The organism is Novosphingobium sp. KN65.2 (assembly GCF_001368935.1).
GTDB lineage: Bacteria > Pseudomonadota > Alphaproteobacteria > Sphingomonadales > Sphingomonadaceae > Novosphingobium > Novosphingobium mathurense.
Window position 1 is genome coordinate 40,316 of sequence record NZ_CCBH010000189.1, and the last position, 26,163, is coordinate 66,478.

Annotated in this window: 22 protein-coding genes; 17 read left to right on the top strand and 5 right to left on the bottom strand. The window is 62.6% G+C overall.

Annotated features, from left to right (window positions below):
* The first annotated feature begins 2 nt into the window (after nt 1-2).
* From nusA to rbfA, 4 genes are all read left to right on the top strand, one after another.
* The gene (gene nusA, locus SPHV1_RS19690) at nt 3-1,637 is read left to right on the top strand and encodes a transcription termination factor NusA (protein ID WP_054947707.1); all 1,635 of its coding nucleotides are present in this window, start codon (nt 3-5) and stop codon (nt 1,635-1,637) included.
* Nucleotides 1,618-2,343, top strand: coding sequence for a DUF448 domain-containing protein (locus tag SPHV1_RS19695; RefSeq protein ID WP_054947708.1), 726 nt, complete (start codon nt 1,618-1,620; stop codon nt 2,341-2,343). Before nusA ends, SPHV1_RS19695 begins: the two co-directional genes overlap by 20 nt.
* 23 nt (nt 2,344-2,366) lie before the next feature.
* Nucleotides 2,367-5,057 (top strand): translation initiation factor IF-2, encoded by a 2,691-nt coding sequence (gene infB / locus SPHV1_RS19700; protein WP_054947709.1) that lies wholly within the window; start codon nt 2,367-2,369, stop codon nt 5,055-5,057.
* A 189-nt stretch (nt 5,058-5,246) separates the two neighbouring features.
* Entirely contained in the window at nt 5,247-5,645 is a 399-nt protein-coding gene (rbfA, locus tag SPHV1_RS19705; RefSeq protein ID WP_054947710.1) for a 30S ribosome-binding factor RbfA, read from the top strand.
* A gap of 16 nt (nt 5,646-5,661) precedes the next feature.
* On the opposite strand, the gene SPHV1_RS19710 is transcribed toward rbfA, so the two are convergent.
* Complete coding sequence (locus SPHV1_RS19710) at nt 5,662-7,299, bottom strand: DUF1963 domain-containing protein (protein ID WP_054947711.1); 1,638 nt, start codon at nt 7,297-7,299, stop codon at nt 5,662-5,664.
* A 119-nt stretch (nt 7,300-7,418) separates the two neighbouring features.
* Between SPHV1_RS19710 and SPHV1_RS19715 the strand changes: the two genes are divergently transcribed.
* The 8 genes from SPHV1_RS19715 (at nt 7,419) to SPHV1_RS19755 (ending at nt 15,295) form a co-directional block, all read left to right on the top strand.
* On the top strand, nt 7,419-8,000 hold the full coding sequence (locus tag SPHV1_RS19715; protein WP_054947712.1) for a thymidine kinase: 582 nt from the start codon (nt 7,419-7,421) through the stop codon (nt 7,998-8,000).
* A 247-nt stretch (nt 8,001-8,247) separates the two neighbouring features.
* On the top strand, nt 8,248-8,934 hold the full coding sequence (locus tag SPHV1_RS19725; RefSeq protein WP_054947747.1) for a site-2 protease family protein: 687 nt from the start codon (nt 8,248-8,250) through the stop codon (nt 8,932-8,934).
* A 114-nt stretch (nt 8,935-9,048) separates the two neighbouring features.
* Entirely contained in the window at nt 9,049-9,456 is a 408-nt protein-coding gene (locus SPHV1_RS19730) for a DUF6491 family protein (RefSeq protein WP_054947714.1), read from the top strand.
* Nucleotides 9,457-9,535: 79 nt separating this feature from the next.
* Nucleotides 9,536-10,447: a tRNA pseudouridine(55) synthase TruB gene (gene truB / locus SPHV1_RS19735; RefSeq protein WP_054947715.1), complete on the top strand. Its 912-nt coding sequence runs from the start codon at nt 9,536-9,538 to the stop codon at nt 10,445-10,447.
* 5 nt (nt 10,448-10,452) lie between these two features.
* Nucleotides 10,453-10,722, top strand: coding sequence for a 30S ribosomal protein S15 (rpsO, locus tag SPHV1_RS19740; RefSeq protein WP_054947716.1), 270 nt, complete (start codon nt 10,453-10,455; stop codon nt 10,720-10,722).
* Between the two features lie 179 nt (nt 10,723-10,901).
* Nucleotides 10,902-13,190 (top strand): polyribonucleotide nucleotidyltransferase, encoded by a 2,289-nt coding sequence (gene pnp / locus SPHV1_RS19745; RefSeq protein ID WP_054947717.1) that lies wholly within the window; start codon nt 10,902-10,904, stop codon nt 13,188-13,190.
* A gap of 124 nt (nt 13,191-13,314) precedes the next feature.
* A complete protein-coding gene (locus tag SPHV1_RS19750) occupies nt 13,315-13,524 on the top strand; it encodes a hypothetical protein (RefSeq protein ID WP_054947718.1) in 210 nt (69 codons plus the stop codon).
* Between the two features lie 373 nt (nt 13,525-13,897).
* The gene (locus tag SPHV1_RS19755) at nt 13,898-15,295 is read left to right on the top strand and encodes an aminomethyltransferase family protein (RefSeq protein ID WP_197277754.1); all 1,398 of its coding nucleotides are present in this window, start codon (nt 13,898-13,900) and stop codon (nt 15,293-15,295) included.
* 75 nt (nt 15,296-15,370) lie between these two features.
* Here SPHV1_RS19755 and SPHV1_RS25145 read toward each other — a convergent pair whose 3' ends face one another.
* Nucleotides 15,371-15,805, bottom strand: coding sequence for a CmcJ/NvfI family oxidoreductase (locus SPHV1_RS25145; RefSeq protein WP_156367402.1), 435 nt, complete (start codon nt 15,803-15,805; stop codon nt 15,371-15,373).
* Nucleotides 15,806-16,412: 607 nt separating this feature from the next.
* Here SPHV1_RS25145 and SPHV1_RS19760 point away from each other — a divergent pair.
* The 5 genes from SPHV1_RS19760 to SPHV1_RS19780 all read left to right on the top strand — a co-directional run bounded on the left by SPHV1_RS19760 (nt 16,413) and on the right by SPHV1_RS19780 (nt 23,568).
* Nucleotides 16,413-18,812 carry a TonB-dependent receptor gene (locus SPHV1_RS19760; RefSeq protein ID WP_054947748.1) on the top strand — a complete coding sequence of 800 codons (2,400 nt, stop codon included), beginning with the start codon at nt 16,413-16,415 and terminating at the stop codon, nt 18,810-18,812.
* Between the two features lie 115 nt (nt 18,813-18,927).
* A complete protein-coding gene (locus SPHV1_RS19765) occupies nt 18,928-19,695 on the top strand; it encodes a glutathione S-transferase family protein (protein ID WP_054947720.1) in 768 nt (255 codons plus the stop codon).
* A complete protein-coding gene (locus SPHV1_RS19770) occupies nt 19,695-20,477 on the top strand; it encodes a glutathione S-transferase family protein (protein WP_054947721.1) in 783 nt (260 codons plus the stop codon). The genes SPHV1_RS19765 and SPHV1_RS19770 overlap by 1 nt, the downstream gene beginning before the upstream one ends.
* Before the next feature lie 74 nt (nt 20,478-20,551).
* Nucleotides 20,552-22,699, top strand: a complete 2,148-nt coding sequence (locus tag SPHV1_RS19775; protein WP_054947722.1) for a PQQ-dependent dehydrogenase, methanol/ethanol family — start codon at nt 20,552-20,554, stop codon at nt 22,697-22,699.
* Complete coding sequence (locus tag SPHV1_RS19780; RefSeq protein ID WP_156367403.1) at nt 22,696-23,568, top strand: amidohydrolase family protein; 873 nt, start codon at nt 22,696-22,698, stop codon at nt 23,566-23,568. Before SPHV1_RS19775 ends, SPHV1_RS19780 begins: the two co-directional genes overlap by 4 nt.
* Before the next feature lie 282 nt (nt 23,569-23,850).
* Here the strand turns inward: SPHV1_RS19780 and SPHV1_RS19785 are convergent, their stop codons facing one another.
* Genes SPHV1_RS19785 through SPHV1_RS19795 form a run of 3 tightly spaced genes read right to left on the bottom strand, consistent with a single transcriptional unit; the run spans nt 23,851 to nt 26,143 of the window.
* On the bottom strand, nt 23,851-24,288 hold the full coding sequence (locus SPHV1_RS19785; RefSeq protein ID WP_231634769.1) for a VOC family protein: 438 nt from the start codon (nt 24,286-24,288) through the stop codon (nt 23,851-23,853).
* Nucleotides 24,285-25,178 (bottom strand): SDR family oxidoreductase, encoded by an 894-nt coding sequence (locus tag SPHV1_RS19790; RefSeq protein WP_054947723.1) that lies wholly within the window; start codon nt 25,176-25,178, stop codon nt 24,285-24,287. The genes SPHV1_RS19785 and SPHV1_RS19790 overlap by 4 nt, the downstream gene beginning before the upstream one ends.
* A 29-nt stretch (nt 25,179-25,207) precedes the next feature.
* The gene (locus tag SPHV1_RS19795) at nt 25,208-26,143 is read right to left on the bottom strand and encodes a 3-keto-5-aminohexanoate cleavage protein (protein ID WP_369817958.1); all 936 of its coding nucleotides are present in this window, start codon (nt 26,141-26,143) and stop codon (nt 25,208-25,210) included.
* Nucleotides 26,144-26,163 lie beyond the last annotated feature (20 nt).

Consider the following 26,163-nt stretch of genomic DNA (forward strand, 5'->3'; position numbering starts at 1 on the left):
CCATGGCCAGTGCGATTTCCGCCAACCGCGCCGAGCTGCTTGCGATCGCGAACTCCGTCGCATCGGAGAAGATGATCGACAAGTCGATCGTCATCGAGGCGATGGAAGAAGCCATCCAGAAGTCGGCCCGCAACCGCTACGGTGCAGAGAACGACATTCGCGCGAAGCTCGATCCGCGCACCGGCGACCTGCGTCTGTGGCGCGTCGTCGAAGTCGTCGAGCACGTCGAGGACTACTTCAAGCAGGTCGATCTCAAGCAGGCTGAAAAGCTGCAGAAGGACGCCAAGATCGGCGACTTCATTGTCGACCCGCTGCCGCCGGTCGACCTTGGCCGCATCGACGCGCAGTCGGCCAAGCAGGTGATCTTCCAGAAGGTCCGCGATGCCGAGCGCGATCGCCAGTACGAAGAATTCAAGGACCGCGCGGGCGAGATCATCACCGGCGTGATCAAGTCGGTCGAATTCGGCCACGTGATCGTCAACCTCGGCCGCGCCGAGGGCGTCATCCGCCGCGACCAGCAGATCCCGCGCGAGGCCGCCCGCGTCGGCGAACGCGTGCGTGCGCTGGTCCTGCGCGTCGAGCGCCAGAACCGCGGTCCGCAGATCTTCCTGTCCCGCGCACACCCCGAGTTCATGAAGAAGCTCTTCGCGCAGGAAGTGCCCGAAATCTACGACGGCATCATCGAGATCAAGGCTGCTGCCCGCGACCCGGGTTCGCGCGCCAAGATCGGCGTGATCAGCCATGACCACTCGATAGACCCGGTCGGCGCCTGCGTCGGCATGAAGGGCAGCCGCGTGCAGGCCGTCGTGCAGGAACTGCAGGGCGAGAAGATCGACATCATTCCCTGGAGCGAGGACACCGCGACTTTCGTCGTCAACGCGCTCCAGCCCGCGACCGTCAGCCGCGTCGTCATCGACGAGGAAGAGAGCCGCATCGAAGTCGTCGTGCCCGATGACCAGCTTTCGCTGGCGATCGGCCGCCGCGGCCAGAACGTGCGCCTCGCTTCGCAGCTTACCGGCTCGCAGATCGACATCATGACCGAGGCCGAAGCTTCGGAGAAGCGCCAGAAGGAATTCACCGAGCGCTCCAAGATGTTCGAGGACGAACTCGACGTCGACGAGACCCTCTCGCAGCTGCTGGTGGCCGAAGGCTTCACCGAGCTGGAAGAAGTTGCCTACATCGAGCTGGCCGAACTGGCCGCGATCGAGGGCTTCGACGAGGAACTCGCCGAGGAACTCCAGAGCCGCGCCCACGAAGCGCTCGAACGCCGCGAGGAGGCTGCCCGTGAGGAACGCCGCGCGCTCGGCGTCGAGGATGCCGTGGCCGAGCTGCCGCACCTTACCGAAGCGATGCTGGTCACGCTCGGCAAGGGCGGGATCAAGACGCTCGACGACGTTGCCGACCTCGCCACTGACGAACTCATCGCCAAGAAGCGTTCCGAGCAGCGTCGCCGCGACGGTTCGGTGAACCGCCGCGCCCGCGAAGAGGACAAGGGCGGCGTGCTCGGCGAGTACGGCCTGACCGAAGAGCAGGGCAACGAGATCATCATGGCCGCTCGCGCCCACTGGTTCGACGACGAACCGGCGGACGAAGCGCCCGAAACCGAGGAGGCCGCCGATGCGGAATCCTCGCAATGAGCGCGTAAGCTCCGACATCGATAGTGCCAGCCCGGAAAGGACCTGCATCCTTTCCGGCGAGACGGCTGCGCGGGACGAACTCCTGCGCCTGGCGATCTCGCCCGATGGCCTCGTCCTTCCGGACGTCCACGCGCGTGCCCCCGGGCGCGGCGCGTGGATCGGCGTGTCGCGTGAGGCCCTTGAAAAAGCGCTCGCGAAGGGCAAACTTAAGGGAGCGCTGGCTCGTGCCTTCAAGGGTGCGCCACTGTCCATTCCCGACGACCTGGCAGATCGGATCGAGCAGGCGCTGATTCGCGCGCTGACCGAACGGCTGGGCCTCGAACTGAAATCGGGCAAGTTGCTCATGGGCTCGGACCGCATTGCGCAAAACGCGCGTGAGGGACGGGTAGAGTGGCTTGGTCATTCCGCCGATGCGAGCGAAGATGGCTCGCGAAAGCTCGACCAGGCCTGGAGGGTCGGTAGCGAGGCGGAGGGAAGCGGTCTTAAAGGGACGCGCTTGCCACTGGACCGGGAGACACTGTCTGTGGCATTGGGCCGCGACAACGTCGTTCACCTGGCGCTGACCGATCGCGGTGCGGCTAACCGAGTCGCTTCGCTGCTGCAGCGCCTCCTGCATTTCCAGGGGCAGGCCACGTCCGAAGGGCACGCGGCCGGTATGGTAGATGATAACGGGCAGGCTGACGCCGCGCCCGTCACGACGAATTGAGATTGAAGGGCACGACGAGAGATATGAGCGAGACCGACAACAAACCGACCCTGGGCCGCAAGCCGCTTGGGCTTAAGCGCTCGGTGGAAGCGGGTGAGGTCAAGCAGACCTTCAGCCACGGCCGCACCAACAAGGTGGTGGTCGAGGTCAAGCGCCGCAAGATCATCGGTAAGCCGGGCGCGGGCGACGTCGTGGAAACCAAGGCCGAGGAAACTGCGGCTCCGGCGCCCGAAGCCAAGGCTGCGCCCCAGCAGCCTGCACCGGCTCCGGCCCCTGCGCCGAAGCGGCCGGCTGCCCCTGCGGGTGAGACCCGTCAGGAGATGCAGGCACGCCTGCTGCGCGAGGCCGAGGAAGCCCGACTCGCCGCGCTGGAGGAAGCCAATCGTCGCGAGCAGGAAGAAAAGCTGCGCGCCATCGAGGAAGAGAAGCGCCGCGCCGAAGATAATCGCCGCGCCGAGGAAGAAGCCGCCAGGGCCAAGGAAGCAGAGCAGGAAGTGGCCAAGGCCGAACCTGCGCCTGAACCCGAAGCCAAGGCCGAGCCAGCTGTCGAGCCCGAACAGGCCGAGGAAGCCCAGCAGGATGCTCCCAAGGCTGCCGCTGCGCCTGCAGCCAAGGCCAGGGAAGCCGCTGCCCCGGCGCCCGCACCGCGTCGCTTCACCCCGGTCAAGCGACCGGAGCCGGCGCCCCGCAAGCAGGAAGCCGGTGCCGCGGGCGGCGGTGCTGCCGGTGGCGGTGCCAACAAGGGACCGGCCGGTGCCAAGAAGGGCGCTCCCGCTGCACGCGGCGGCGATCGCAAGGCAACCGATCATCGCCGCCAGTCCGGCAAGTTGACCGTCAGCCGCGCGCTGAACGAGGACGAAGGTGCACGTGCACGTTCGCTCGCTGCGCTCAAGCGTGCCCGCGAGAAGGAGCGTCGTGCGCATTTCTCGGGTCAGAACCAGCAGCGCGAAAAGCAGGTTCGCGACGTCATCGTTCCCGAGGCGATCACCGTGCAGGAACTCGCGAACCGCATGGCCGAGAAGGGCGCGGACCTCGTGAAGGCGATGTTCAACATGGGCATGATGGTCACCGTCAACCAGACGATCGACCAGGATACCGCCGAACTGCTCGTCACCGAATTCGGCCACAACATCCAGCGCGTCTCGGAAAGCGACGTCGACATCGACACTTCGGTGGACGTCGATACCGATGCCTCGCTGAAGCCGCGTCCGCCGGTGGTTGCCATCATGGGCCACGTCGACCACGGCAAGACGAGCCTGCTCGACGCGCTGCGCGGCACCGATGTGGTGCGCGGCGAGGCTGGCGGCATTACCCAGCACATCGGCGCCTACCAGATCAAGACCAAGGGCGGCGACCAGATCACCGTGCTCGATACCCCGGGTCACGCGGCCTTCACCCAGATGCGCATGCGCGGTGCCAACGTCACCGACATCGTCATCCTGGTGGTTGCCGCCGATGACGGGATCATGCCGCAGACGATCGAGGCCATCAATCATACCAAGGCCGCAGGCGTGCCGATGATCGTCGCGATCAACAAGTGCGACAAGGAAGACGCAAACCCGCAGAAGGTGCGCGAGCGTCTGCTCGAGCACGAGATCATCGTCGAGCAGATGTCGGGTGACGTGCAGGACGTCGAGGTTTCGGCCAAGACCGGCAAGGGTCTGGACGAACTGATCGACAAGATCCTGCTCCAGGCCGAACTGATGGAGCTCAAGGCCAACCCGGACCGCGCCGCTGAGGCGACCGTGATCGAAGCCAAGCTCGACAAGGGCAAGGGCCCGGTTGCGACCGTCCTGGTCAACCGCGGCACGCTCAAGCGCGGCGACATCTTCGTGGTCGGCACCGAAAGCGGTCGTGTCCGCGCGATGAACGACGACAAGGGCCGCCAGGTCAAGGAAGCCGGGCCGTCGATGCCGGTCGAGGTCCTCGGTCTCGGCGGCGTGCCGATGGCCGGTGACGTCCTGACCGTGGTCGAGAGCGAGCAGCGCGCCCGCGAAGTCTCGTCCTATCGCCAGGAGCAGGCGACCGCCAAGCGCACGGCAACGGCGCCGGCGAGCCTCGACACGATGTTCTCGGCGCTGGCCGCCAAGCAGAACGTCATCGAGTACCCGCTGGTCATCAAGGCCGACGTGCAAGGGTCGGTGGAAGCGATCAACAACGCGCTCCACAACCTCTCGAACGACGAGATCAAGGTCCGCATCCTGCATTCGGGCGTGGGCGCGATCACCGAGACCGATGTAACCCTGGCTTCGGCCTCGGGCGCGCCGATCGTCGGCTTCAACGTCCGTCCGAACGCCAAGGCGCGCGAACAGATCGAAAAGACCAAGACCGAGATGATGTACTACGACGTCATCTACGAACTGACCGAGGAAGTCGCCAAGCAGATGGCCGGCATCTGGGGTCCGGAAAAGGTCGAGACGGTCGTCGGTCGCGCCGAAGTCAAGCAGGTCTTCCCGGCCGGCAAGAAGGACAAGGCGGCCGGTCTGCTGGTCGTCGAGGGCGTCATACGCAAGGGACTCCATGCCCGTCTCACCCGCAACGACGTCATCGTTTCGGCAACGACCATCGCTTCGCTGCGTCGCTTCAAGGACGACGTCGACGAAGTGCGCACCGGCCTCGAGTGCGGTGTGGTTCTGGCCGACACCAACGACATCAAGCCGGGCGACCACCTCGAAGTCTTCGAGGTCAGCGAGCGCGAACGCACGATCGGCTAAGGCCGGCCGCGCGTTCCCCGGTTTCGCGTCGCGGGACCGGTCGGATCGAAGGATTGATGGGGCGGCGATCGCAAATCGCTGCCCCATTTCCCTTGTGAGGAGTTCTCATGAGGAAAGCCGCAGGAGGACGGCGCCGGGCCGGCCTCATGAGTTGCAAATTGCCGCCGGGCACCCAAATGGACGCAGACGATGGCACGCCAGCAATTTACTCCCGAACAGCACTCTGTCCGCCTCCTGAAGGTGGGGGAACAGGTGCGCCATGTGATTTCCGAAGTCCTTACCCGTCAGCAAGTGCATGACGACACGTTGAGCGGGCATTCGGTATCGGTCACCGAAGTGCGCATGACGCCGGACCTGCGGCAGGCGACGGTGTATGTGAAACCGCTGCTCGGCATGGACGAGGAAGCTGTCCTCAAGGCCCTGCGGACGCACACGGCCTTCTTCCAGCGCGAAGTGGCGCAGCGACTGAAGCTCAAGTTCGCGGCCAAGATCCGGTTCCGCGCGGACGAGACCTTCGACGAGGCGAGCCGCATCGACGCGCTCCTGTCCGATCCGCGCGTGAAGCGCGATCTCGGTCAGGAAGACTGATCGCAGCCGGACGAATTCAGGCGGGTTCGAAGATCAGTCTTGCCTTGTGCCAGTTCCCGCCCATCGCGTCCTGGCGGTCGATGCGGAACTGGTAGCGCCCGAGGTTGTCCCAGCGCCATTCCATCATGTCGTCGCTGGCCAGTTGCAGCAGCAGCAGGTCTTCACCTTCCGAGCCGTGAGTCGGGTCGCTGAAGATCTGGTGATGATCGCGCGGCGGGACCGTGAAGTCCTTGCCTATCTTCTCGAGCAGGTCGTCGGGCAGGGCGGAAAAGGCCTTGGGTGCGCCGGTTGCCATGGCCCGGATGCACAGGGCTCTCAGCGGCGCCAGGGCGTGCGGTACGCGCCCGTCGACGAGCTTGCCGTGGCGGGCATGAATCTCTCCGAGAATATCCGAAACGAGGCCGCGCTCTTCCTCGGTCAGTGGCTCCCACGGACCGCGGCCTGATGTGAAGCCCTCAAGTGCCTCGATCATGGCCGGCAAGTCGCTTGCCTGCTCCTCGATCTCGCGCAACCTTGCGGTCACGTCGTGGACCTTGCGACGCGCTCCGGCGACGGCTTCGGGCAGGGCATCGCCGCGTGCTTCGAGGGCTTCCAGCGCATCCCTGGCCTTTTTCTCCTGTCGCAGTTCGGCATCGTATTCACGCTGGGCGCCGTCCAGGGCTTCGCGCAAGTGGTCGGTCAGGTGGAAGACGCCGTACCACCACAAATCGGCCTCGCCATCTTCGACGAGTGCCGCCGAGGTCATGCCGCCCTGTTGCAGGATTGCCGCGCCCGCGCTTTCGGCGCCATCCTGTGCGACCGGTTCGACAGGCCAGAACGGGAAAAGGTAACGACTGAGCCGCGTCGGTGTTGTCGGCAGCGGTGCGCCGTCTTCCTCGTAGGCGGGTGGCAGGTCGGCGGGTGGATCGGTGAAATCGTGCTCGCCCGGCGTGACCGCGACGACCGCGCCTTCGCCCAGGAAGAAGGCCAGAGATCCGGCATGGGGAAGCGGGCTTTGCGGGCAGGTTCCGGCCAGTTCGGACAGGTTGACTTGCGCTGCGAAGGGTAGCGGCGTGCCTTGGGCATCGCGCGGCCATTGCGCGGTCCCCAGCCTCGGCAGGCCGCCCAGCCAGCTCAGGTCCCAGGTCCAGTCGCGATTGCGCTCTCGCTTCTTGCGCACGAGGACGACCGGGCGAGGCGCTTCTTCTGCAGGCTCTTCAGGCTCGGCTGGGGATGCGAGCTGCAATTCCGTTACCTGGGCGAAGTCCACCTCGTCGACCACGGCGGTGATGACCGGGCCTTCGATTTCAGGCTCCGGGTTAGCCGCGCCGCTGGCCCGCCTGCGCAGTCCGGCAATGCGGTCTTCGTGCGAGTGGGCCTCGGGACGCCAGACCGGGCCGGCAGCGGGTATTGCGTCTTCGTCTTCGAGTGGCGAGGAGCGCTTGCCGACAGCCACGGCCGCAATCAGGCCCAGCACCATCCCTGAGCCGAGCAGGGCCAGGACGGCTTCGCTGCGTCCGGCAACGGCGGAAATGCGCGCCGCCCCTTCATCGAGAAAGGCGAGCGCGGTCTGCACGGCTCCAGGGCCTGAAGTCGATAGAGGAGCCAGCGCCACATAGGCGGCGACGAGTGCGACCAACCCGAAGACAGCGAACATGGCGAGCAATTTCTTCATTGCGAACTCCCACGGCCTGCGTGGTTCATCTTAAAGAACTTCAGAGGAATTCATTCAAGCGGGGAGAACTGCCGAAGTCCTCGTGCCGGGCTGAATTGGCCGTGTTATCCACCGTCGCGATGGCCAAGCTCTACTTCTACTATGCCAGCATGAATGCCGGTAAGTCGGCAACGCTGCTGCAGGCGAACTTCAACTATATCGAACGCGGCATGCGCACGATGCTGTGGACCGCGGCCATCGACAGCCGTGGTGGGGCAGGGGCGATCGAGAGCCGGATCGGCCTGCATGCCGATGCCCATCGTTTCGCGGCCGATACCGATCTGGAGGAAAGCGTCCTCGCATTGCATCGTGCGGCTCCGCTGTCCTGCGTACTGGTGGACGAGGCGCAGTTCCTCAGTGCGGAGCAGGTCTGGCAGCTCGCCCGTCTGGCCGATGGCGGGAACATCCCGGTGCTGTGCTACGGCCTGCGGACCGATTTCAGGGGGCAGCTGTTTGCCGGTTCGGCCATACTGCTCGGCATCGCCGACGCGCTCGTCGAGCTCAAGGCGGTCTGCCATTGCGGCCGCAAGGCAACCATGAACCTGCGCGTCGATGCCGAAGGCGCCGCCGTCAGCGAGGGAGAGCAGACCGAAATCGGCGGCAACGACCGCTACGTTGCGCTCTGCCGCCGGCATTTCAGCAAGGCACTGGCGCTGTCCTGAGGCCATTGTCCGAAGACTCCGTGCTCGCACGTTCCGATTTTTGGGGCTTGCTTTCGCAATCGAATGGAAATGGCCGCCGCACGGGCCTGAGGAACTGACGCAACTTGGACATCCGAGATTCCGCTGTCATCTGCGCCAGCAGGAAGTGGGGCTGCCACCCGAAAACTCGCGCGTCGACAGCGCGCCTGGCGGGACTTATCTTCCGGGCGAGATTGCGGCGCCGGCGCTCTGTGCCTAGATGGGAGGCATGAACGACACACTGCTGCAGGCCGCAGCGCTCATCATTCCCCTCATTTTCGCCATCGTGTTCCACGAAGTGGCCCATGGCTGGACCGCGAGGGCGCTGGGCGACCCGACGGCCTATGAGCAGCGGCGCCTCAGCCTCAATCCGTTCCGCCATGTCGACCCGATCGGCACGGTTGTGCTGCCGGGGTTCCTGGCACTGACCGGCATGCCGATATTCGGTTGGGCCAAGCCGGTGCCGGTCAACCACCATCGCTTGCGAGATCCGCGCAAGGGGATGATGGCCGTCGCTGCGGCAGGGCCCGGAACCAATCTCGTGCTGGCAGCGGTTGGCGCGGTCATGCTGGGTCTGCTGGTCCGGTTTGCCGGAGCGGAGCTGGGCCCGGTCGAGAAGTTCGCGGCGATGAACTTCAACAACTTCATCCTGATCAACGTCTTCCTGGCGCTGTTCAATCTGCTGCCGATCCCGCCGTTCGACGGCTCGCACATCGTTGAGGGCGCGCTGCCACGCCATGCCGCGCGGATCTATGCCCGGATGCGCCCTTATGGATTGCCGCTGCTGTTTCTCGTCCTGCTGGTGATCCCTTACCTGTTCCCCGACTGGGGCATCGTGCGTCGGCTGGTCCTGCCGCCGGTAATCTGGGCCAGCGATCACTACTATGCCCTGGCCGAAGCCGTGGCGGGAGGCTGATCCGCTTCGGCGCGAGCCTGTAACAAAGTGTCGTTGCCCTTGAAGTGACCCGCGCCGGAGCCGAAATGGGAGGGCAGGGGGTGAAACCGTTCGAGAATTCGAAAGGAAGTCACCATGAAGATGTCCGCATTGCTCATCCCGCTCGGCCTGCTTGTCGCTACGCCGGCAATGGCGGGTCCGGCGCCCGCTGCTTCGGCCCGGCACAGCGAAGCTTCCATTCCTTTCGCCGATCATGGCGGTGTCGACGATTGGCGCGCAGGCGACAGTCACACGATCTATTTCCGCGACAATCATCGCCAGTGGTATCGCGCGGAGCTGATGTCGCCGTCCTACGATCTGCCTTATGTCGAGGATATCGGGATCGATACCCGTCCCAACGGCACGCTCGACAAGTTCGGCGCGGTCATCGTCAAGGGGCAGCGCTACCAGATCGCTTCGTTCGAGCGGGTCGACGGTCCGCCCAGCAAGGGATCCAAGGGCCTCCACCGGATCGACGCGGCCAAGGCGAAGCTCGCGAAGTAATCCGCAGGGCCGGCGAGATTGACAAACCGGCGTCGGCGGCCTTGGAAGGCGCGATGAAGTTTTCCGATATCGTCTCGTAATGCCGCACGGCTGGATCATTCTCGACAAGCCGCATGGGCTGGGCTCGACCCAGGGCGTGGCCGCGGTCAAGCGCAACTTGCGCGAGGCGGGCTACGGCAAGAAGGTCAAGGTCGGCCACGGCGGCACCCTCGATCCGCTGGCGACCGGTATCCTGCCGATCGCCGTGGGCGAGGCGACCAAACTGACCGGGCGCATGCTCGATGCCAGCAAGACATATGCCTTTACCGTCCGCTTCGGCGAGGAGACCGACACGCTCGATCTCGAGGGCGAAGTCGTTTCCCGTAGTGACGTCGTGCCCACGCGCGAACAGGTGAGCGCGGTGCTGCCGCGCTTTACCGGCCCGATCGAGCAGGTTCCTCCGGCCTACTCGGCACTGAAGGTCGACGGTGAGCGCGCCTATGACCTGGCCCGGGCCGGACAGGAAGTTGCGCTCAAGTCCCGGGCGGTGACGATCCATGCGCTCTCCCTGTGCGATCCCGGCGGCGAAGCGGCTCAAGAAGCGACATTTCTTGCCCATGTCTCCAAGGGCACCTACATCCGGTCGCTGGCGCGCGATATCGCCAGGGCCCTGGATAGCTGCGGCACGGTGACCATGCTGCGCCGCGTAAAGGCGGGGCCGTTCGACCTGTCTCGCGCGATTTCGCTGGACAAATTGAACGAAATCGGTAAGGGCGCGCCTCTTGAACAGATACTCTTGCCACTGGAGGTGGGGCTGGACGACATCCCGGCCATCGACCTCGGTCCGGAGCAGGCAAGGGCGGTCCGACAGGGCCGCGTTCTGACCGGGCTGCCCCATGAAGACGGGCTGCATTGGGCGCGAGAAGGACTTGTTCCGGTCGCGTTGATGGAGCTTTCGGGCGGCGAAGCCCGCGTCGTCAGGGGGTTCAACCTTTCGGATGTCGCGGAGTAGAATGAATGACGGTTACCGCCGAGAAGAAGCAGGAAATTATTTCGGACAACGCCCGCGCCGCTGGCGACACGGGCAGCCCGGAAGTACAGGTCGCGATCCTCACCGAGCGCATCGTCAACCTGACCGAACACTTCAAGTCGCACCACAAGGACAACCATTCGCGTCGCGGTCTGCTGGCCATGGTCAACAAGCGCCGCTCGCTGCTCGACTACCTCAAGAAGAAGGATGTCGCGCGGTACAACGCTCTGATCCAGAAGCTCGGTCTACGTAAGTAAGACTGACGCGGAGGCGGCCCCTGAGTGGGCCGCTTCTTGCATCTGGGCCACCCTATCTGGGTATCCTCGCAATTCGGCGAGGGGCCTTGGGGCCGAGAAAGGCCCCGCACCGGACCGGGACGGAATCCCCGGCAGTAAACCCCGCCAGGCAATAGGGCCGGTGGGTTGAGGAAAACTCTATGTTCGACGTCAAAACCGTATCGATGGAGTGGGGCGGAAAGACCCTCACTCTGGAAACCGGCCGCATTGCCCGTCAGGCTGACGGCGCGGTCCTTGCCACTTACGGCGAAACTGTTGTGCTTTGCGCCGTCACGGCTGCCAAGTCGGTGAAGGAAGGCCAGGACTTCTTCCCGCTGACCGTGCACTACCAGGAAAAGTTCTCCGCCGCCGGACGCATCCCGGGCGGCTTCTTCAAGCGTGAGCGCGGCGCGACCGAAAAGGAAACGCTGACCAGCCGTCTGATCGACCGCCCGGTTCGCCCGCTGTTCCCGGAAGGCTTCTACAACGAGATCAACTGCATCGCGCAGGTCCTCAGCTATGACGGCGAGACCGAGCCCGACATCGTTGCGATGATCGCTGCTTCGGCCGCGCTCACCATCTCGGGCGTGCCTTTCATGGGCCCGATCGGCGCCTGCCGCGTCGGCTTCGTCGACGGTGCGTACACGCTGAACCCGAAGCAGGAAGCTGCGCTGGCCGACGGCCGCCTCGACCTCGTTGTCGCTGCGACCGGCGATGCCGTGATGATGGTGGAATCGGAAGCCAAGGAACTCACCGAGGAAGAAATGCTCGGCGCCGTCATGTTCGCGCATGACGAGTGCAAGAAGGTCGTGAACCTCATCATCGACCTCGCCGAGCAGGCCGCCAAGGAACCTTGGGAAATCGACCTGTCGGACAACACGGCCGACATCAAGGCGAAGCTCAAGAAGGTCGTCGGCAAGGACGTTGCCGCTGCCTACAAGCTGACCGACAAGTCGGCCCGCTCGAACGCGCTCAACGAAGCCCGCGCCAAGGCCAAGGAAGCTTTCGCCGACGCCGAGCCGCAGACCCAGATGGTCGCGATCAAGACCATGAAGAAGGTCGAAGCCGAGATCGTTCGCGGCGCCATCCTCAAGGACGGCCAGCGCATCGACGGCCGCAAGCTCGACCAGGTCCGTCCGATCGAATCGATGGTCGGCTTCCTGCCGCGCACCCACGGTTCGGCCCTGTTTACCCGCGGTGAAACGCAGACCATCTGCACCACCACCCTGGGTACCAAGGATTCCGAGCAGATGATCGACGGCCTCGAAGGTCTGTCGTACTCGGCGTTCATGCTGCACTACAACTTCCCGCCCTACTCGGTCGGTGAAGTGGGTCGCTTCGGCGCCCCGGGCCGTCGCGAAGTCGGCCACGGCAAGCTGGCGTGGCGTGCGCTGCACCCGGTGCTGCCCTCGAAGGAAGACTTCCCCTACACCATCCGCGTTCTCTCGGACGTGACCGAGTCGAACGGCTCGTCCTCGATGGCGACCGTCTGCGGCGGCTGTCTCTCGATGATGGACGCGGGCGTTCCGATCGAGCGTCCGGTTTCGGGCATCGCGATGGGCCTCATCCTCGAAGGCGACGAGTTCGCCGTCCTTTCGGACATCCTGGGCGACGAGGATCACCTCGGCGACATGGACTTCAAGGTGGCTGGCACCGAGAACGGCATCACCACGATGCAGATGGACATCAAGATCGCCGGCATCACCAAGGAAATCATGGGCAAGGCGCTGGAGCAGGCGAAGGCCGGCCGCGCGCACATCCTGGGTGAAATGACCAAGGCTCTCGGCTCGGCCCGTACCGAGCTGTCGGCTCACGCACCGCGCATCGAGACGATCCAGATCGACAAGTCGAAGATCCGCGACGTCATCGGCACCGGCGGCAAGGTCATCCGCGAGATCGTCGCCGAGACCGGCGCCAAGGTCGACATCGACGACGAAGGTGTGATCAAGATCTCGTCCTCGGATCTCGACCAGATCGAGGCCGCGAAGAAGTGGATCCTCGGCATCGTCGAGGAAGCCGAAGTCGGCAAGATCTACACCGGCAAGGTCGTCAACATCGTCGACTTCGGCGCTTTTGTGAACTTCATGGGTGGCAAGGACGGCCTCGTCCACGTCTCCGAAATGAAGAACGAGCGCGTCGAGAAGCCGACCGACGTCGTGTCGGAAGGCCAGGAAGTGAAGGTCAAGGTCCTCGAGATCGACAATCGCGGCAAGGTCCGCCTGTCGATGCGCGTCGTCGACCAGGAAACCGGTGAAGAGCTGGAGGATACCCGTCCGCCCCGCGAACCGCGCGGTGACCGTGAAGGCGGCGGCCGTGGTGGCGATCGTCGTGGTCCGCGTCGCGAAGGCGGCGGCGGTGGCCGTGGCCGCGAGCGTGGCCCGCGCCGCGAGCGCGGTGACAACGGCGGTGGCGATCCGAACCACATGCCGGCCTTCCTCAAGGAAGACTGATAGGTTTTCGACAATTCGAAATCCGGAAGAAGGGGCTGCGGCAACGCGGCCCCTTTTTTCTTGGCCGGCCGTGGCGGTACCGGATTGGCGGAATTTCTTGCCTTGGCTGAGGGGCCAAAGCGGGATGCACGTTGTCGCGAGCGATGCGCAAGGCGGCCTGGATCTGCTCGACGTTGTCCGGCGCGATCGCACCGGCAGGGAGGTGAAGTGCGTCGTCGACCGCGTACTTGTCGCGATAGCTTGCGATATCCTCTTCGTCGAGGAAGACCTGCGAAGCGCCCAGGGCGGCGATGAACCGGTTTTTCGCGCCCTTGATTGTCGCGAGGTCCGGTAAGGGCGCGCTTATCTTCCTGCTTCCTTTTCCGGATCCGTCGGCATCGGGGTGAGATTCCCTGGCGTGGCCTTCGTTCGCCTTGTCCGAGCCCTTTTATTGCATCCTGCGCTGAGCCTGCATTTCATTCATAATGGTAACGAAAGTTATTTCCGTGTAGGAGCGGGATTCTGTCAATCGGAACATTGTCGTCTCATAACTCTGGAAATTATCCCAGAATTCCCTGCGCCGAGCTGTTGACTGCGCGAAAGACTATTATGTCATTCGTGACGATAATTCTGGCAAACATTCTCCTTGTCCCAAGGGCCATGCCGGTATTAGGCTGGGGGAAAGCGCCACGAGGTTGTGCGCGTGACGTGGGAGAATTTAGATGGCCATGAATCTTGAGCAGGTTTTGCAGGGCGCGGGTAGTCCCGTCGAGATGCTGCGCAATTCGCAGTTGGGGGCTTACGTCTATCCTGTCGTGGCGCCGGAATTCTCGAACTGGCGTTCGGAACAGTGGGCCTGGCAGAACAGCGCGGTTCTGTTCGATCAGTCCCACCACATGGTGAATTTGTACATCCGCGGAAAAGATGCCTTCAAGCTTCTGACCGATACGATGATCAATTCGCCCAAGGGGTGGGCGGTCAATAAGGCCAAGCAGTATGTGCCGACCACGCCGTACGGCCATGTCATCGGCGATGGGATCATCTTCTGGCTCGCCCCCGAAGAGTTCTGCTACGTCGGCCGCGCTCCGGCGTCGAACTGGCTGCGTTATCAGGCCCAGCAGGGCTACGATGTCGAGCTCGAACTTGACGATCGTTCGCCGATGCGACCCATGGGCAAACCGGTTTCGCGCTCGGTCTGGCGCTTCCAGATCCAGGGTCCCAGGGCTTGGGACGTCATCGAGAAACTCAATGGCGGCCCGCTCGAGCAACTGCGTTTCTTCAGTATGAGCACGATGCGAATCGCCGGCCGGGAAATCAGGACCTTGCGCCACGGCATGTCCGGCGCGCCGGGTCTCGAAATCTGGGGGCCCTATGAGGAGCAGGAGGAAGTCCGCGCGGCCATTCTCGAGGCAGGCAAGGAATTCGGCCTGATCGCCTGCGGCAGCCGTGCCTATCCTTCCAATACGCTGGAATCGGGTTGGATCCCCTCACCATTGCCGGCGATCTACACGGGTGAGAAGCTCAAGGGCTATCGTGAGTGGCTCGGGGCTGACAGCTACGAAGCGACAGGGTCGATCGGTGGCAGCTTCGTCTCGCAGGCGATCGAGGACTATTACCTCAATCCCTGGGAACTGGGTTATGGCCCCTTCGTGAAGTTCGACCACGACTTCCATGGGCGCGAAGCGCTTGAAGCAATCGATCCGGCTGAGCAGCGCAGGAAGGTGACCCTGGCGTGGCATCCGGAGGACATGGCGAAGATCATGGCGTCGCTGTTCGATCCGGATGGTGAGCAGTACAAGTTCTTCGACGTGCCTCTCGCGAACTATGCTTCGTCGAACTACGATCGCGTGACCGATGCCGATGGCAAGACGGTCGGTCTGTCGATGTTCACCGGCTACTCCTACAACGAGAAGCAGGCGCTTTCGCTCGCGACGATCGATCCTGAAATCCCCATCGGCAGCGAAGTGCAGGTCGTCTGGGGTGAAGAGGATGGCGGCACGCGCAAGACCACCGTCGAGCCGCACAAACAGCTCGCGGTGCGGGCCATCGTTTCGCCGGTTCCCTATTCGCGCGTGGCCCGTGAAACCTACCACGAAGGCTGGCGCACCCAGCGTGCCGACGCCTGAATTGGCATAGTCGTTCGGCGCTCCGCCAAAGCTTGGACGGATCTGTCCATTTGGCTTTCGGCGGGGCGTCTTGCGTCAGAACCAGTATGCGATCGCCCGCTGTTCGATCGAGGCGCGCGGCACTGCGTGATGGTTAGCGTCAGGATTGTCGAAGGCGACGTGCGGTACGCATCGAGCGACGTCCGGTGCGCTGTCGTAAGTCTTGAACACAAGTGCTGCGCCCGGCGTCATGTCGCTGAACCAGCACCAGCGATGCCGCGATGAATGGGCCGGCACCGGTCCTTCGAATGACCAGAGGTCTTTACCGTCACGATCGTAGATGGCTTCTGAAGGAAGCAGGTCGTCTGGTGAGACGGTTCTTGCCTTGCAAAGCGCCAGAGTAACGTCCGCGGGGGAGGGATGACTGCGCTCCAGATGTTGTAGTGAGCGCTGCGCATGGGGGACTTGGTAGTCCGCTGGGGGCGGAGCGTCGGGAGAAGGCTTCGGCTGTTCGGCCGGAAACGTCGACATGTGCAAATCGGGCTGGACGGGAATTGTCGAGCGTGCCGCGCAGGAGCGCGCGTTCCGATAAGCGTTGTATGCCCCGTCCCGTCGGGATCATCAGATCCGACCTGGCAAGTTAGGCCAGAAGCGAGGGCGCTTCGTTCTGGCGTGGATCGGATGTCTGACTTTCAAATGGCAGTGCCTGCGCAACCATAACTTTTGATATGATTTGTAATCTTTCAAAATGGAGAGAGGTTATCGATCCCCTGACATCGTGAATCGGCAGGGTTCTTGGGGCAGTCGTAATGCTATCGCGTGAAGAATCATTGGCGCTATGGAACATTCTGGAAGCCTTGCCGGCCGCGTGGCCAATTTCAGATAACCTCGAATTTCCCAGTTTTAACAGTCAATAGTGATGCTTGTCGTCGCGCGGGAACAGGGCTCGGATCCCTTGTTTCTGCGGTCCACATGCAGATGGCTGTCTGCGTTCCGATGCGTTCGATCGATGGCATCCGAGACTATACTCTTGCCATCCAAAAATAGTATGTCATACAAACATAATGTCGCTATCTAGGCGATCATATGGCGCCGAGTTCGGAACACCGTCCGGGTGCCGGTTCAGGAGAGGACCAAGATGCAGATCTTCACCAGGGCACACTTGCGTCGCGTGCTGCTTGTAACCGTTTCGGGCAGTGTGCTGTTTGCTGCTGCGCCTGTCCTAGCGCAGGACCTGCCCAATGAAGCGAAGCAGGCAGACCGGGCGGAGCAATCGCCTTCATTCAATGAAATCATCGTCACCGCACAGTTCCGCGCGCAGAACCTGCAGGATACACCGCTGTCGATCACGGCAGTCGATGCGAACCTGCTGGCCTCAAGAAACCAGACGGACATCTCCCAGATCGCCGCTCAGGCACCGAACGTTCAGCTTACGCAGATGGGCGGTGCCTTCGGCTCGTCGATGGCAGTCTATGTCCGCGGGATCGGCCAGTACGACTTCAATCCGGCCTACGAGCCCGGTGTGGGCATGTATGTCGATGACGTTTACTATGCGACGCTGACCGGTTCGATCATGGACTTGCTCGATCTCGATCGGGTCGAAGTCCTGCGGGGCCCCCAAGGTACGCTGACCGGGCGAAACTCGATCGGCGGCGCGATCAAGCTGTTTTCGGTGAAGCCCGGCAACGAGAACAGCGGTTCGGTAGAGGTTGCTTATGGTTCGCGTGACCGCACGGACTTGCGAGGCAGTGCCAACTTCGTGCTGACCGACAACCTCTATGCCCGTATCGCTGCCGTTCACAAGCGGCAGGAAGGCTACGTCGATCAGGTGGACTTTGGCTGCGCCAATCCCGGCAACGCCCTGGGCATCGGTGCTCGACCCTCTACGCCTTCGGATTGCGTCGTCGATAAGTTCGGCGAGAAGAACTACACCGGCCTTCGCGGTTCGCTCCGCTTCAATCCGGATGACAAGCTCGATTGGACGATCACGGGCGATTATACCTATGAAAATCGCTCCTACAGCGCGAGCGTTCTGACGGTTAACGATACGAGCAAGACCGACGGTATCAATTTCATCTGCGGACGCTTCTGCACTTACGCAGATTTCTTCGCTCCGGCGGGCGGCGCTGTCGATCAGGCGTACTACATGCCCAGCAAGACGAAGTTCAAGGGCTGGGGCGTTTCGAGCAACCTGAGCTACGAGTTCAGCTCCCATCTGCGCTTGCAGTCGATCACCGCGTATCGGCGTTATCGGCAGGTCTTTGGCACCGATGACGATTTTACACCCAATCCCAACATCGTTGGCGCTGGCTTCAATGACCTGAAGTTTCGCTTCTTCAGCCAGGAATTGCGCCTGTCCGGCGATATCGGGCCTGACGCGGAATGGACCTTGGGCGGATTCTACAGCGACCAGAAGACCCTCTACTTCACGCGGCAGGATATCCGCTACATCGACTATGCCTTCTGCGGAGGCATGGGCTTCTGTAACCTGCAGTTCCAGGGCAACGATCCGGTAAACGCCGATAGCAAGGCGGTATTCGGTACGGTCATCGTGCGTCCGACCGCAGAACTCACTCTGACCGGGGGCTTGCGCTATACCAAGGAGCACAAGGACTACACTTTCGTTCGCAAGGGCCTGGACGGAGGCGTGCTGAATGACAGCTTCGGGGTCGGTCAGCTCGATGGGCTGGTTGGCCTTTACGACGGTGACCGGGTCGACTGGCGCATTTCCGCCGACTATCGTTTCAGCCCCGAAATCATGGGCTATGCGACGGTGAGCACCGGCTTCAAGGGCGGCGGCGTTGTGGCTCGCCCCTTCACGGCACTCCAGGCCATCAACGGTGCTTTCGATCCGGAAACGCTAACTGCCTATGAAATGGGCGTGAAGACCGACTTCTTCGGCCATCGTGTGCGCCTCAATCTCTCCGGATTCTATAACGACTTCAAGAATATCCAGTTGCCGATCTCGGATTGTTCGGTACTCGATGAATTGCCGGTGGGAACCGGTACGAATACCTGCGCAGCCATCCAGAATGCCGGTGACGGCAAGATGTACGGCGTCGAGGCGGAGGTCTTCGCAAACCTCGTCGATGGACTCGACATCGATGCGTCGCTGAGCTGGATCGACGGCAAGTGGAAACGGATCGATGAGGTTGTGGGTGGAGCCATCAAGATCGGTGACCCGATTACCACGCCCAACTGGAAGTGGAGCGCAGGCATTCAATACCGTGCCGATCTGGGCGATGCCGGATCGATCACGCCGCGCTTCGACCTTGCCTATACCGGCAAGCGCAGCGTGGGGCGTCTGACGCTCGCTTCTCCGCTGGAGTACCGGCCCGATTTCGTTCTCGCGAATGCACGACTGACCTGGAAGAACAAGGACGAGGATCTTTCCATCTCGTTCGAGGTCCAGAACCTTTTCGACAAGTATTACCTGCTCCCCCTGCGGTTCGTGGCTGTCTATGCCACGGCGGGGACCGGGTACAGCACGGTTGGGCGGCCGCGCGAATGGGCCGTTACCGCCAGGAAGACCTTTTGATCATGCCGGTTGCAGTTGGCTTTTCCTGCCTGCTGCAACCGCATAATGCCAAGCAGGTAAAGGCGATCTGACCCGATTCAGGGGCGGGTATGAATACGAACGGGAGATAAGCGCCATGGCACAAGTGACACTGTACCACTGGGAGCCGAATGCCAATTCAGGCAAGCCGATGTTGACCCTGATGGAAAAGGGTGTCGAATTCGATAGCCACTACATCGATATGTTGCAGTTCGATCAGCATCGTCCTGAATACCTGGCCATCAATCCGCAGGGTACGATACCGGCCATGACGCATGGATCCCGTGTCCTGGTCGAGAGCACGGCGATCATGGAATACGTGAACGAGGCGTTCTCCGGGCCGGAACTCATGCCGAAGGATGCCCGGGATCGCTGGCGGGTCCGCTGGTGGATGAAGTTCATGGATCAGTGGCTGGCTCCGAGTTTCTCGATGATCGGCTGGAGCGTCTTTGTCGGTCCGATAGTTCGCCAGCGCGACCCGGCCGAACTCGAAGCGGCGATTGAGCGCATTCCCTTGCCCGAGCGGCGCGTATCCTGGCGCAAGGCGATCCACGGCACTTTTTCCGAAGCGGAGATCGCCGAAAGCCAAAGGCGCGTGGCCCTGGGTATCAACATGCTGGAGCAAGAGCTGGGCAAGCGTGAGTGGCTTGCCAGCGACACCTATGGCCTTGCCGATATCAATGGCTTCAATCTGGCCTACGCCATCCCGCTCTCGCAACCATCGCTTTGCAATGATGAAAAGACGCCCAATCTCCTGCGCTGGCTGCGGGCGGTCTATGCCCGACCGGCCGTGAAGAAATGCTGGGCCTTGGGCCGGACCGACATGGTGAAGCGTGTCGCCATTCTCGACGGGGAGCAGATCTGATGGCGATGGTTCTCTATCACGGCGCGCCGAACGGCCCGTCACTGATCGTGCTGGCGGCCCTTGCCGAAACCGGCGTGGACGTCGAACGGCGCCCGATCGACTTGCTTGCCGGCGAGCGACACGTCCTGCCCGGCATCGGCGAAGCGGTGGCCCTGGACATGGGTATCGAAGGGGAAGGCCCCGTCTTGGTGGTCGATGGCGAGGCGATGACCGATGCCGTCTTCCTGGCCCAGTATTTCGACGAGCTTTCGGACAAAGCCTCGCTCCAGCCAATCGATCCCTATGCGCACTGGGAAATGATGATGTGGTGCCGCCAGATCACCGAGCGCCTGTCTCCGGCTGCGGCCCTGCTGGGCAATGTCGAATTCTCGCAGGAAACTCTCGGGGCCGTGTCGGATGAACGGTTCGAGGAACTAGCGGGTCGGATCGTCAGTGCAGACCTGCGTTCGCGCTGGGAGATCCTGCGCGACGGCGCGGTGGATCTTGCGCAGATCGTCGACAGCCGGACCAAGGTCCTGCAGGCGGTCGAGCGCTGCGAGAAGCAGCTTGGCGACGGGCGCAAGTGGCTGATGGGCGAGCTGACGATCGCCGATCTCGCCACCTTCGCCTGGCTTGCAGGAATGGAACGGGTTCTTCCCGAGTCCTTCCGGGACAAGCCGCTGACGACGGTCTGGCTGCAGCGCGTTCGCTCTCGTCCCGCTGTGGCTTCTGTCCTTGCCGATGGCGGAGCGGATGTTGCGACCTTCTGGGCTCCCGGTCCGGAGATCAACCGCTGGGGATGACCGTGCGTCGCCCCGAATACGTCCAAAAAATCATCAACCGGCGCAGCTGACGGCCGGAATGCGGGAAGAGTGGAATGGTTGCGAAGGGTTTCTCGTTGCTGGCGGTTGTCGTGTCGGGCACATGCCTAGCCCTGTCAGGCTGCGGGATGGGTCTTGCCAACAGTTCGCAGGATCTCGCCCAAGACGGCGTCAACGGGCGGCTTATCGCCGAGGGAGCGAATGACGCGTGGCCTTCTTATGGGCGTACCTACGACGAACAGCGCCATTCGCCGCTTGCCGACATCAACAGGCAGAACGTCAGGGATCTCGGACTTGCCTGGTTTGCGGATCTGGACACCTCCAGAGGTCAGGAAGCGACGCCTTTGGTCATCGATGGCGTCATCTACATCTCCACTGCCTGGTCGAAGGTCAAAGCGTATGATGCGGTGACGGGCAAGGAACTGTGGGCCTTCGATCCGGAGGTTCCCGGCAAGGCGGGTGTCAATGGCTGCTGCGACGTCGTCAATCGCGGGCTGGCGGCCTGGGGCGACAAGTTGTTCCTGGGAACATTCGACGGGCGTCTCATCGCTCTCGATCGCAAAAGCGGAAAGACGCTATGGAGCCAGGTTACCGTTGACCAGAGCCAGCCCTATACGATTACCGGTGCCCCGCGCGTCATCGGCGGGAAAGTGATCATCGGCAATGGCGGGGCAGAGATGGGCGTGCGCGGGTACGTCACGGCCTATGACGCACAGACCGGGAAACAGGCCTGGCGCTTCTACACGGTGCCCGACCGGCCCGGGAAGAATGCCGAGACATATCTCAAGGATGCCGAGAAGACCTGGAACGGCAAGTGGTGGGCACAAGGTGGCGGCGGTACGGTCTGGGATGCGATGGCCTACGATCCCGAACTCGATCTGCTCTACATCGGTGTCGGCAATGGAAGCCCTTGGAATCACGGCATCCGATCGGAAGGCAAGGGCGACAACCTATACCTTTCATCGATCGTCGCGATCCGCCCTGAAACCGGCGAATACGTCTGGCATTTCCAGGAAACACCGGGCGAAACCTGGGACTTCACGGCGACGCAGCACATCATGCTTGCCGATCTCAAGATCGACGGCAAAGTTCGCAAGGTGCTTATGCAGGCGCCCAAGAACGGCTTTTTCTACGTGATCGACCGTGAGACGGGTGAGTTCATCTCGGGCAAGAACTTCGTGCCGGTCAATTGGGCCAGCGGCCTCGATCCGAAGAGCGGGCGGCCAATCGAGAACCCCGAGGCGCGCTACTACAAGACCGGTCGCCCATGGATCGGATCGCCGGGCGCAGGCGGGGCGCACTCGTGGCATCCGATGGCGTGGGACCCGAAGGAGAAACTGGTATTCATTCCGGCCCAGATCGCAGCCTTCCCCTACTTTGCGGACAAGGACTGGAAGCCGGCGAAGAAGGGTTTCAATACCGGCGTCGACATGTCCGCCGGGGCCATGCCGGCCGATCGCAAGGTCCGCGCCGGAGCCGAACAGGCGACGCAGGGCGTCCTGATCGCCTGGGACCCGGTGGCGCAGAAGGAGCGCTGGCGGGTCACGTTCCCCAGCGCCAATAACGGTGGCCTACTGGCGACCGGCGGTGGACTCGTGTTCCAGGGCAACATGAAAAGTGAAATGGCGGCCTACGCCACCGATACGGGGGCGAAGCTGTGGTCTTACCCTGTCCAGACCGGCGTGGTCGCACCGCCGGTCACCTACAAGATCGGCGATACGCAGTATCTGGCCGTGGTCGCGGGGTGGGGCGGTATCTGGGCCCTGGCACCTGGACTGCTGTCGCAGGACGGTGGGCCGGTGCACAACGTCAGCCGGCTGCTCGTCTTCAAGCTGGGCGGGAAGGCCAAGCTTCCTGCAACCCCGCCGATTAATCAGCTGCCCATCGATCCGCCGCCCTTCACCGGCACGATGCAGCAGGTGAAGAGTGGCGCCTATCGCTATGGTCGCTTCTGCGGAACCTGTCACGGCGATGCGGCCATTGGCGGCGGGCTACTGCCCGATCTGCGTCGCTCTGCGATCGTTGCAGACAAAACGGCCTTCCAGACCGTGGTCCATGACGGTGCCCTCGAAGCCAACGGCATGGTCAGTTTCGCGAATGTTCTGAACCCCGATGAAATCGAGGCGGTCCGCCAGTACGTCGTCCATCGTGCGAACGAGGATCGCGATCTCGACGCGGGCTCCGCCAAGACGGCTGGCCGATGACCATCGACGTAAAGGCCATCCGCGCGATCGACGTTCATGTCCACGCCGAAGTTTCCTGCCATGATCCCGAGGATCCGGTCATGGCCCAGTTCTTCGATGCTGCCTCGGCTTATTTCAAGGCGCCTCGCGAACGTCCCAAGATGCCCGAGATCGCAGAGATCTACAGGCGCCAGAATATCGCTTTCTGCCTGTTTACGGTCGATGCGGAGAGTGGTCTGGGAGCGCGCCGGGTCTCCAACTACGAAGTTGCGGATTTTGCCGCGCAACATGCGGACATCTGCCTGCCGTTCGCTTCGATCGATCCGCGCAAGGGCAAGCTCGGAGCTCGCGAAGCGCGCGATCTTGTCGAGAACCACGGCGTGCGGGGGTTCAAGTTCCATCACATCGTGCAGGACTGTCACCCGGCCGATCGCGTCGGCTATCCGATATACGAGGTCATCGCCGAATTCGGATTGCCGGCCATATTCCACACCGGGCATTCCGGCATGGGCACGGGGATGCGCGGCGGCGCAGGGCTACGCCTGAAATATGGCCGCCCCATGCTGGTGGACGATGTCGCGGCGGACTTTCCCGACATGAAGATCATCCTGGCTCACCCCAGTTGGCCTTGGGTGGATGAGAGCCTGTCGATGGCCTTGCACAAGGAGAACGTCTTCATCGACCTGTCGGGCTGGAGCCCCCGGTACTTTCTGCCCCAGATCGTACGCTACGCCAATGGCCAGCTTTCGGGCAAAATGATGTTCGGTTCGGATTTCCCCCTGATCCGGCCTGACATGTGGATCGAGGCGGCTCGCGATATCGGGTTCAAGGAAAGCGTCATGGCCGGGATCATGAAGGACAATGCGGCCAAAGTGCTGGGTCTTGTCTGACCGCGCGGCATTGATTGCCGCGATCGACCGGGCCGTCGCGGTTAACGGTCTCGTCGATGGCCTTTTCCTCAACGCCGGAACCGGGGGGCCTTCTCCCCGGTGGAGAGTTACCCGGACAGTGATTTCATGCAGGCCATGCAGGTCAATCTCCTGTGTGCGTTTCGCGCTATCGCCCAAGTGCTGCCGATGCCGTATCGCACGTGACGGGACAGAGCCTCGCGGTCGATGGCGGCGTGCTCGGGACCCTGTCTGTCTAGGCGAACGCGCCTTCGCTTGCCCGCCTTACTCGTCGAAGAAGTTGAGTTCCAGCAGGACGCCGTCCGGATCATGGACGAAGATTTGGCGCAGGCCGATGCTTAGGATAACATTGCTTTCGTAGCGGAGTCCGCGGTCTTCCAGGCGGTCCCGGATCTCATCGAAACCTTCGCAGCGAAGGGCAATGTGGTGGAGCGCCCCGGTCGGTCCCGGAGTCATGTCCCGGTCCATGGCGCGCGGCGCGTCTTGTGCATTCAGGTGAAGGATGGGGCGCTCGTCGCTGTTGTAGATCCAGCGCGCCATCTCCCGGGTAAGCGGGGCCGGCGGAGCGCAGCTCTCCAGCGAAAGAACATCGCGGTAGAATGCTTCGCTACGGTCGAGGTCGGAGACGATCACGTTGAAGTGATCGAGAGCGACGACGCGGGCCCGAACCCGCGTTTCGAAAGCCATGAAGGGGCTGTTCATGCGGCTTCCTCCTGCTTCCTTTCGCCACCGGGCACGCCCCGGGCAACGCGGCGCTCATAGTCCGGATCGTCTTCGGGCCGTGCAAGTGCGCCCATGACCCGGGCGTGGATGTCCTCCAGTGTGCCGCGGAATTCGGCATAGGGGAGGATGTACAGCTGGTCCTCCTGCACGCCCTTGAGCACGTGCCGGGCCAGCGTTTCGGGCTCCATTCCGATTTCGATCACCTTCTTGAGGTGTTCGAACATGGTTGGGTCGGCCCGATAGTATCCGGTATCGGCAAGATGCTTCGGCCGCGTTAGCAAGGCTTCGTGGATATTGGTGCTCACGGCCCCGGGGCAGAGCAGGGATACGCCGATCCCGGTGCCGTCCAGATCGAGAGCCAGAGTCTCGGTCAGGCCGCGAACGGCCATCTTGGTGGTGCAGTAGATGCCGGTTCCCTTCAGCGCGACGAAAGCCGACATCGATGCGGTGTTGACGATGTGTCCGCCGTTGCCCCGCTCCACCATGCGCGGGACGAACGTGCGCACGCCGTTGATGACACCGCGAAGATTGACGTCGATCTGCCAGTCCCAGTCATCGTACGTGGCGTCCTGAATAGCGCCGAAATGAGAGACGCCAGCGGTGTTGAAGAGCAGTTCGACCGGTCCCAGCTCTGCTTCCACGTCATCGGCGGCGCGCCGGTAGGCCTCGCGGTCGGTGATGTCGAGAAGGACCGGCATCACCGTGGCGTCGGTATTGGCGAAGTGGGCCATCGCCTCGTCGAGATGGTCCTGCCTGATGTCGGCAATGGCGATCCTGCAACCTGCCTTCGCAAAGACCTTGGCCTGGCCCAACGCCACGCCCGATCCGCCGCCTGTTATGAAGGCTGTGCGGCCTGCGACTTGTGTCATCTTCACTCTCCCTTGAGCATGGTGTTTTTTCAGGCGAAGGCGTGGTTCTCCAGCCCGAGCATGTCGCGCGTTTCTGCGGCGCTTGAGACATCAGCGCCCAGGCGTTCGATCAGTTCGACCGCCCAGCGCACGTGAGCGGCGTTGTCGGGCGCCATAAGTCCCCTGCGCAGGTAGATCGTGTCTTCGAAGCCGACGCGGACATGACCGCCCAGGAGCACTGACTGTGCGGCCATGGGGTAGGAGTGACGGCTGATGCCGAAGCCGGTGAAATGTGCGCCTTTCGGAATCTGGTTGGATGCGTAGAGCATGGCTTCCGGTGTCGCCGGCAATCCGTACTTGGTGCCGAGGACGAAGGAGAACGGCGCGTTGCCGGGGATCGCCCCTTTCGCCATGAGGTCATCGGCGAATACGAAGTCGCCTGCCTCGAAGCATTCGATTTCGGGCATGACCCCGGCATCCTGGATCATTTGGCCCATGCGGGTAATCATCGGATCGAGATTGATCGCGACACCGCCCCAGAGTTGCATGGTGCAGATGTCGAGCGTGCACATGTCCGGCTTGAGATCGAGAATATGTTCCAGCCTGCGCTCTGCCGTGAACATCAGCGTGCCTTCGCCGCATACGGCCGGATCTTCTTCGCTCTGCATCCAGTTGCAGCCCGGTCCGGTCGTGACGTTGAGAATGACCTCGCGGTTCTTTTCGCGAATCAGGCCCACGACTTCGCGATAATCGTCGAGCGCCTGCGATGGTTCGCCGGTTTCGCGGTCGCGGACATGGACGTGGATGATCGATGCGCCTGCTTCGGCAGCTGCCAGGGCTTCATTGGCGACATGATCGGGCCGAAACGGAAAGTTCGGATGCTCCGGCATCGGGGAACTTCCTGTAACTGCGCATGTAATATAGACTTTTCGTGCCAATCTCGCTCTCCTCAGTTCTTCTGATTTGCTGATTCGAGGGATTCGCAAATTCGGAAAGGTCGGAACAG

Coding starts and splice junctions, on each gene's coding strand:
- nusA (WP_054947707.1), top strand. CDS start 3: ATGGCCAGTGCGATTTCCGCCAACCGCGCCGAGCTGCTTGCGATCGCG.
- SPHV1_RS19695 (WP_054947708.1), top strand. CDS start 1,618: ATGCGGAATCCTCGCAATGAGCGCGTAAGCTCCGACATCGATAGTGCC.
- infB (WP_054947709.1), top strand. CDS start 2,367: ATGAGCGAGACCGACAACAAACCGACCCTGGGCCGCAAGCCGCTTGGG.
- rbfA (WP_054947710.1), top strand. CDS start 5,247: ATGGCACGCCAGCAATTTACTCCCGAACAGCACTCTGTCCGCCTCCTG.
- SPHV1_RS19710 (WP_054947711.1), bottom strand. CDS start 7,299: ATGAAGAAATTGCTCGCCATGTTCGCTGTCTTCGGGTTGGTCGCACTC.
- SPHV1_RS19715 (WP_054947712.1), top strand. CDS start 7,419: ATGGCCAAGCTCTACTTCTACTATGCCAGCATGAATGCCGGTAAGTCG.
- SPHV1_RS19725 (WP_054947747.1), top strand. CDS start 8,248: ATGAACGACACACTGCTGCAGGCCGCAGCGCTCATCATTCCCCTCATT.
- SPHV1_RS19730 (WP_054947714.1), top strand. CDS start 9,049: ATGAAGATGTCCGCATTGCTCATCCCGCTCGGCCTGCTTGTCGCTACG.
- truB (WP_054947715.1), top strand. CDS start 9,536: ATGCCGCACGGCTGGATCATTCTCGACAAGCCGCATGGGCTGGGCTCG.
- rpsO (WP_054947716.1), top strand. CDS start 10,453: ATGACGGTTACCGCCGAGAAGAAGCAGGAAATTATTTCGGACAACGCC.
- pnp (WP_054947717.1), top strand. CDS start 10,902: ATGTTCGACGTCAAAACCGTATCGATGGAGTGGGGCGGAAAGACCCTC.
- SPHV1_RS19750 (WP_054947718.1), top strand. CDS start 13,315: ATGCACGTTGTCGCGAGCGATGCGCAAGGCGGCCTGGATCTGCTCGAC.
- SPHV1_RS19755 (WP_197277754.1), top strand. CDS start 13,898: ATGAATCTTGAGCAGGTTTTGCAGGGCGCGGGTAGTCCCGTCGAGATG.
- SPHV1_RS25145 (WP_156367402.1), bottom strand. CDS start 15,805: ATGTCGACGTTTCCGGCCGAACAGCCGAAGCCTTCTCCCGACGCTCCG.
- SPHV1_RS19760 (WP_054947748.1), top strand. CDS start 16,413: ATGCAGATCTTCACCAGGGCACACTTGCGTCGCGTGCTGCTTGTAACC.
- SPHV1_RS19765 (WP_054947720.1), top strand. CDS start 18,928: ATGGCACAAGTGACACTGTACCACTGGGAGCCGAATGCCAATTCAGGC.
- SPHV1_RS19770 (WP_054947721.1), top strand. CDS start 19,695: ATGGCGATGGTTCTCTATCACGGCGCGCCGAACGGCCCGTCACTGATC.
- SPHV1_RS19775 (WP_054947722.1), top strand. CDS start 20,552: ATGGTTGCGAAGGGTTTCTCGTTGCTGGCGGTTGTCGTGTCGGGCACA.
- SPHV1_RS19780 (WP_156367403.1), top strand. CDS start 22,696: ATGACCATCGACGTAAAGGCCATCCGCGCGATCGACGTTCATGTCCAC.
- SPHV1_RS19785 (WP_231634769.1), bottom strand. CDS start 24,288: ATGAACAGCCCCTTCATGGCTTTCGAAACGCGGGTTCGGGCCCGCGTC.
- SPHV1_RS19790 (WP_054947723.1), bottom strand. CDS start 25,178: ATGACACAAGTCGCAGGCCGCACAGCCTTCATAACAGGCGGCGGATCG.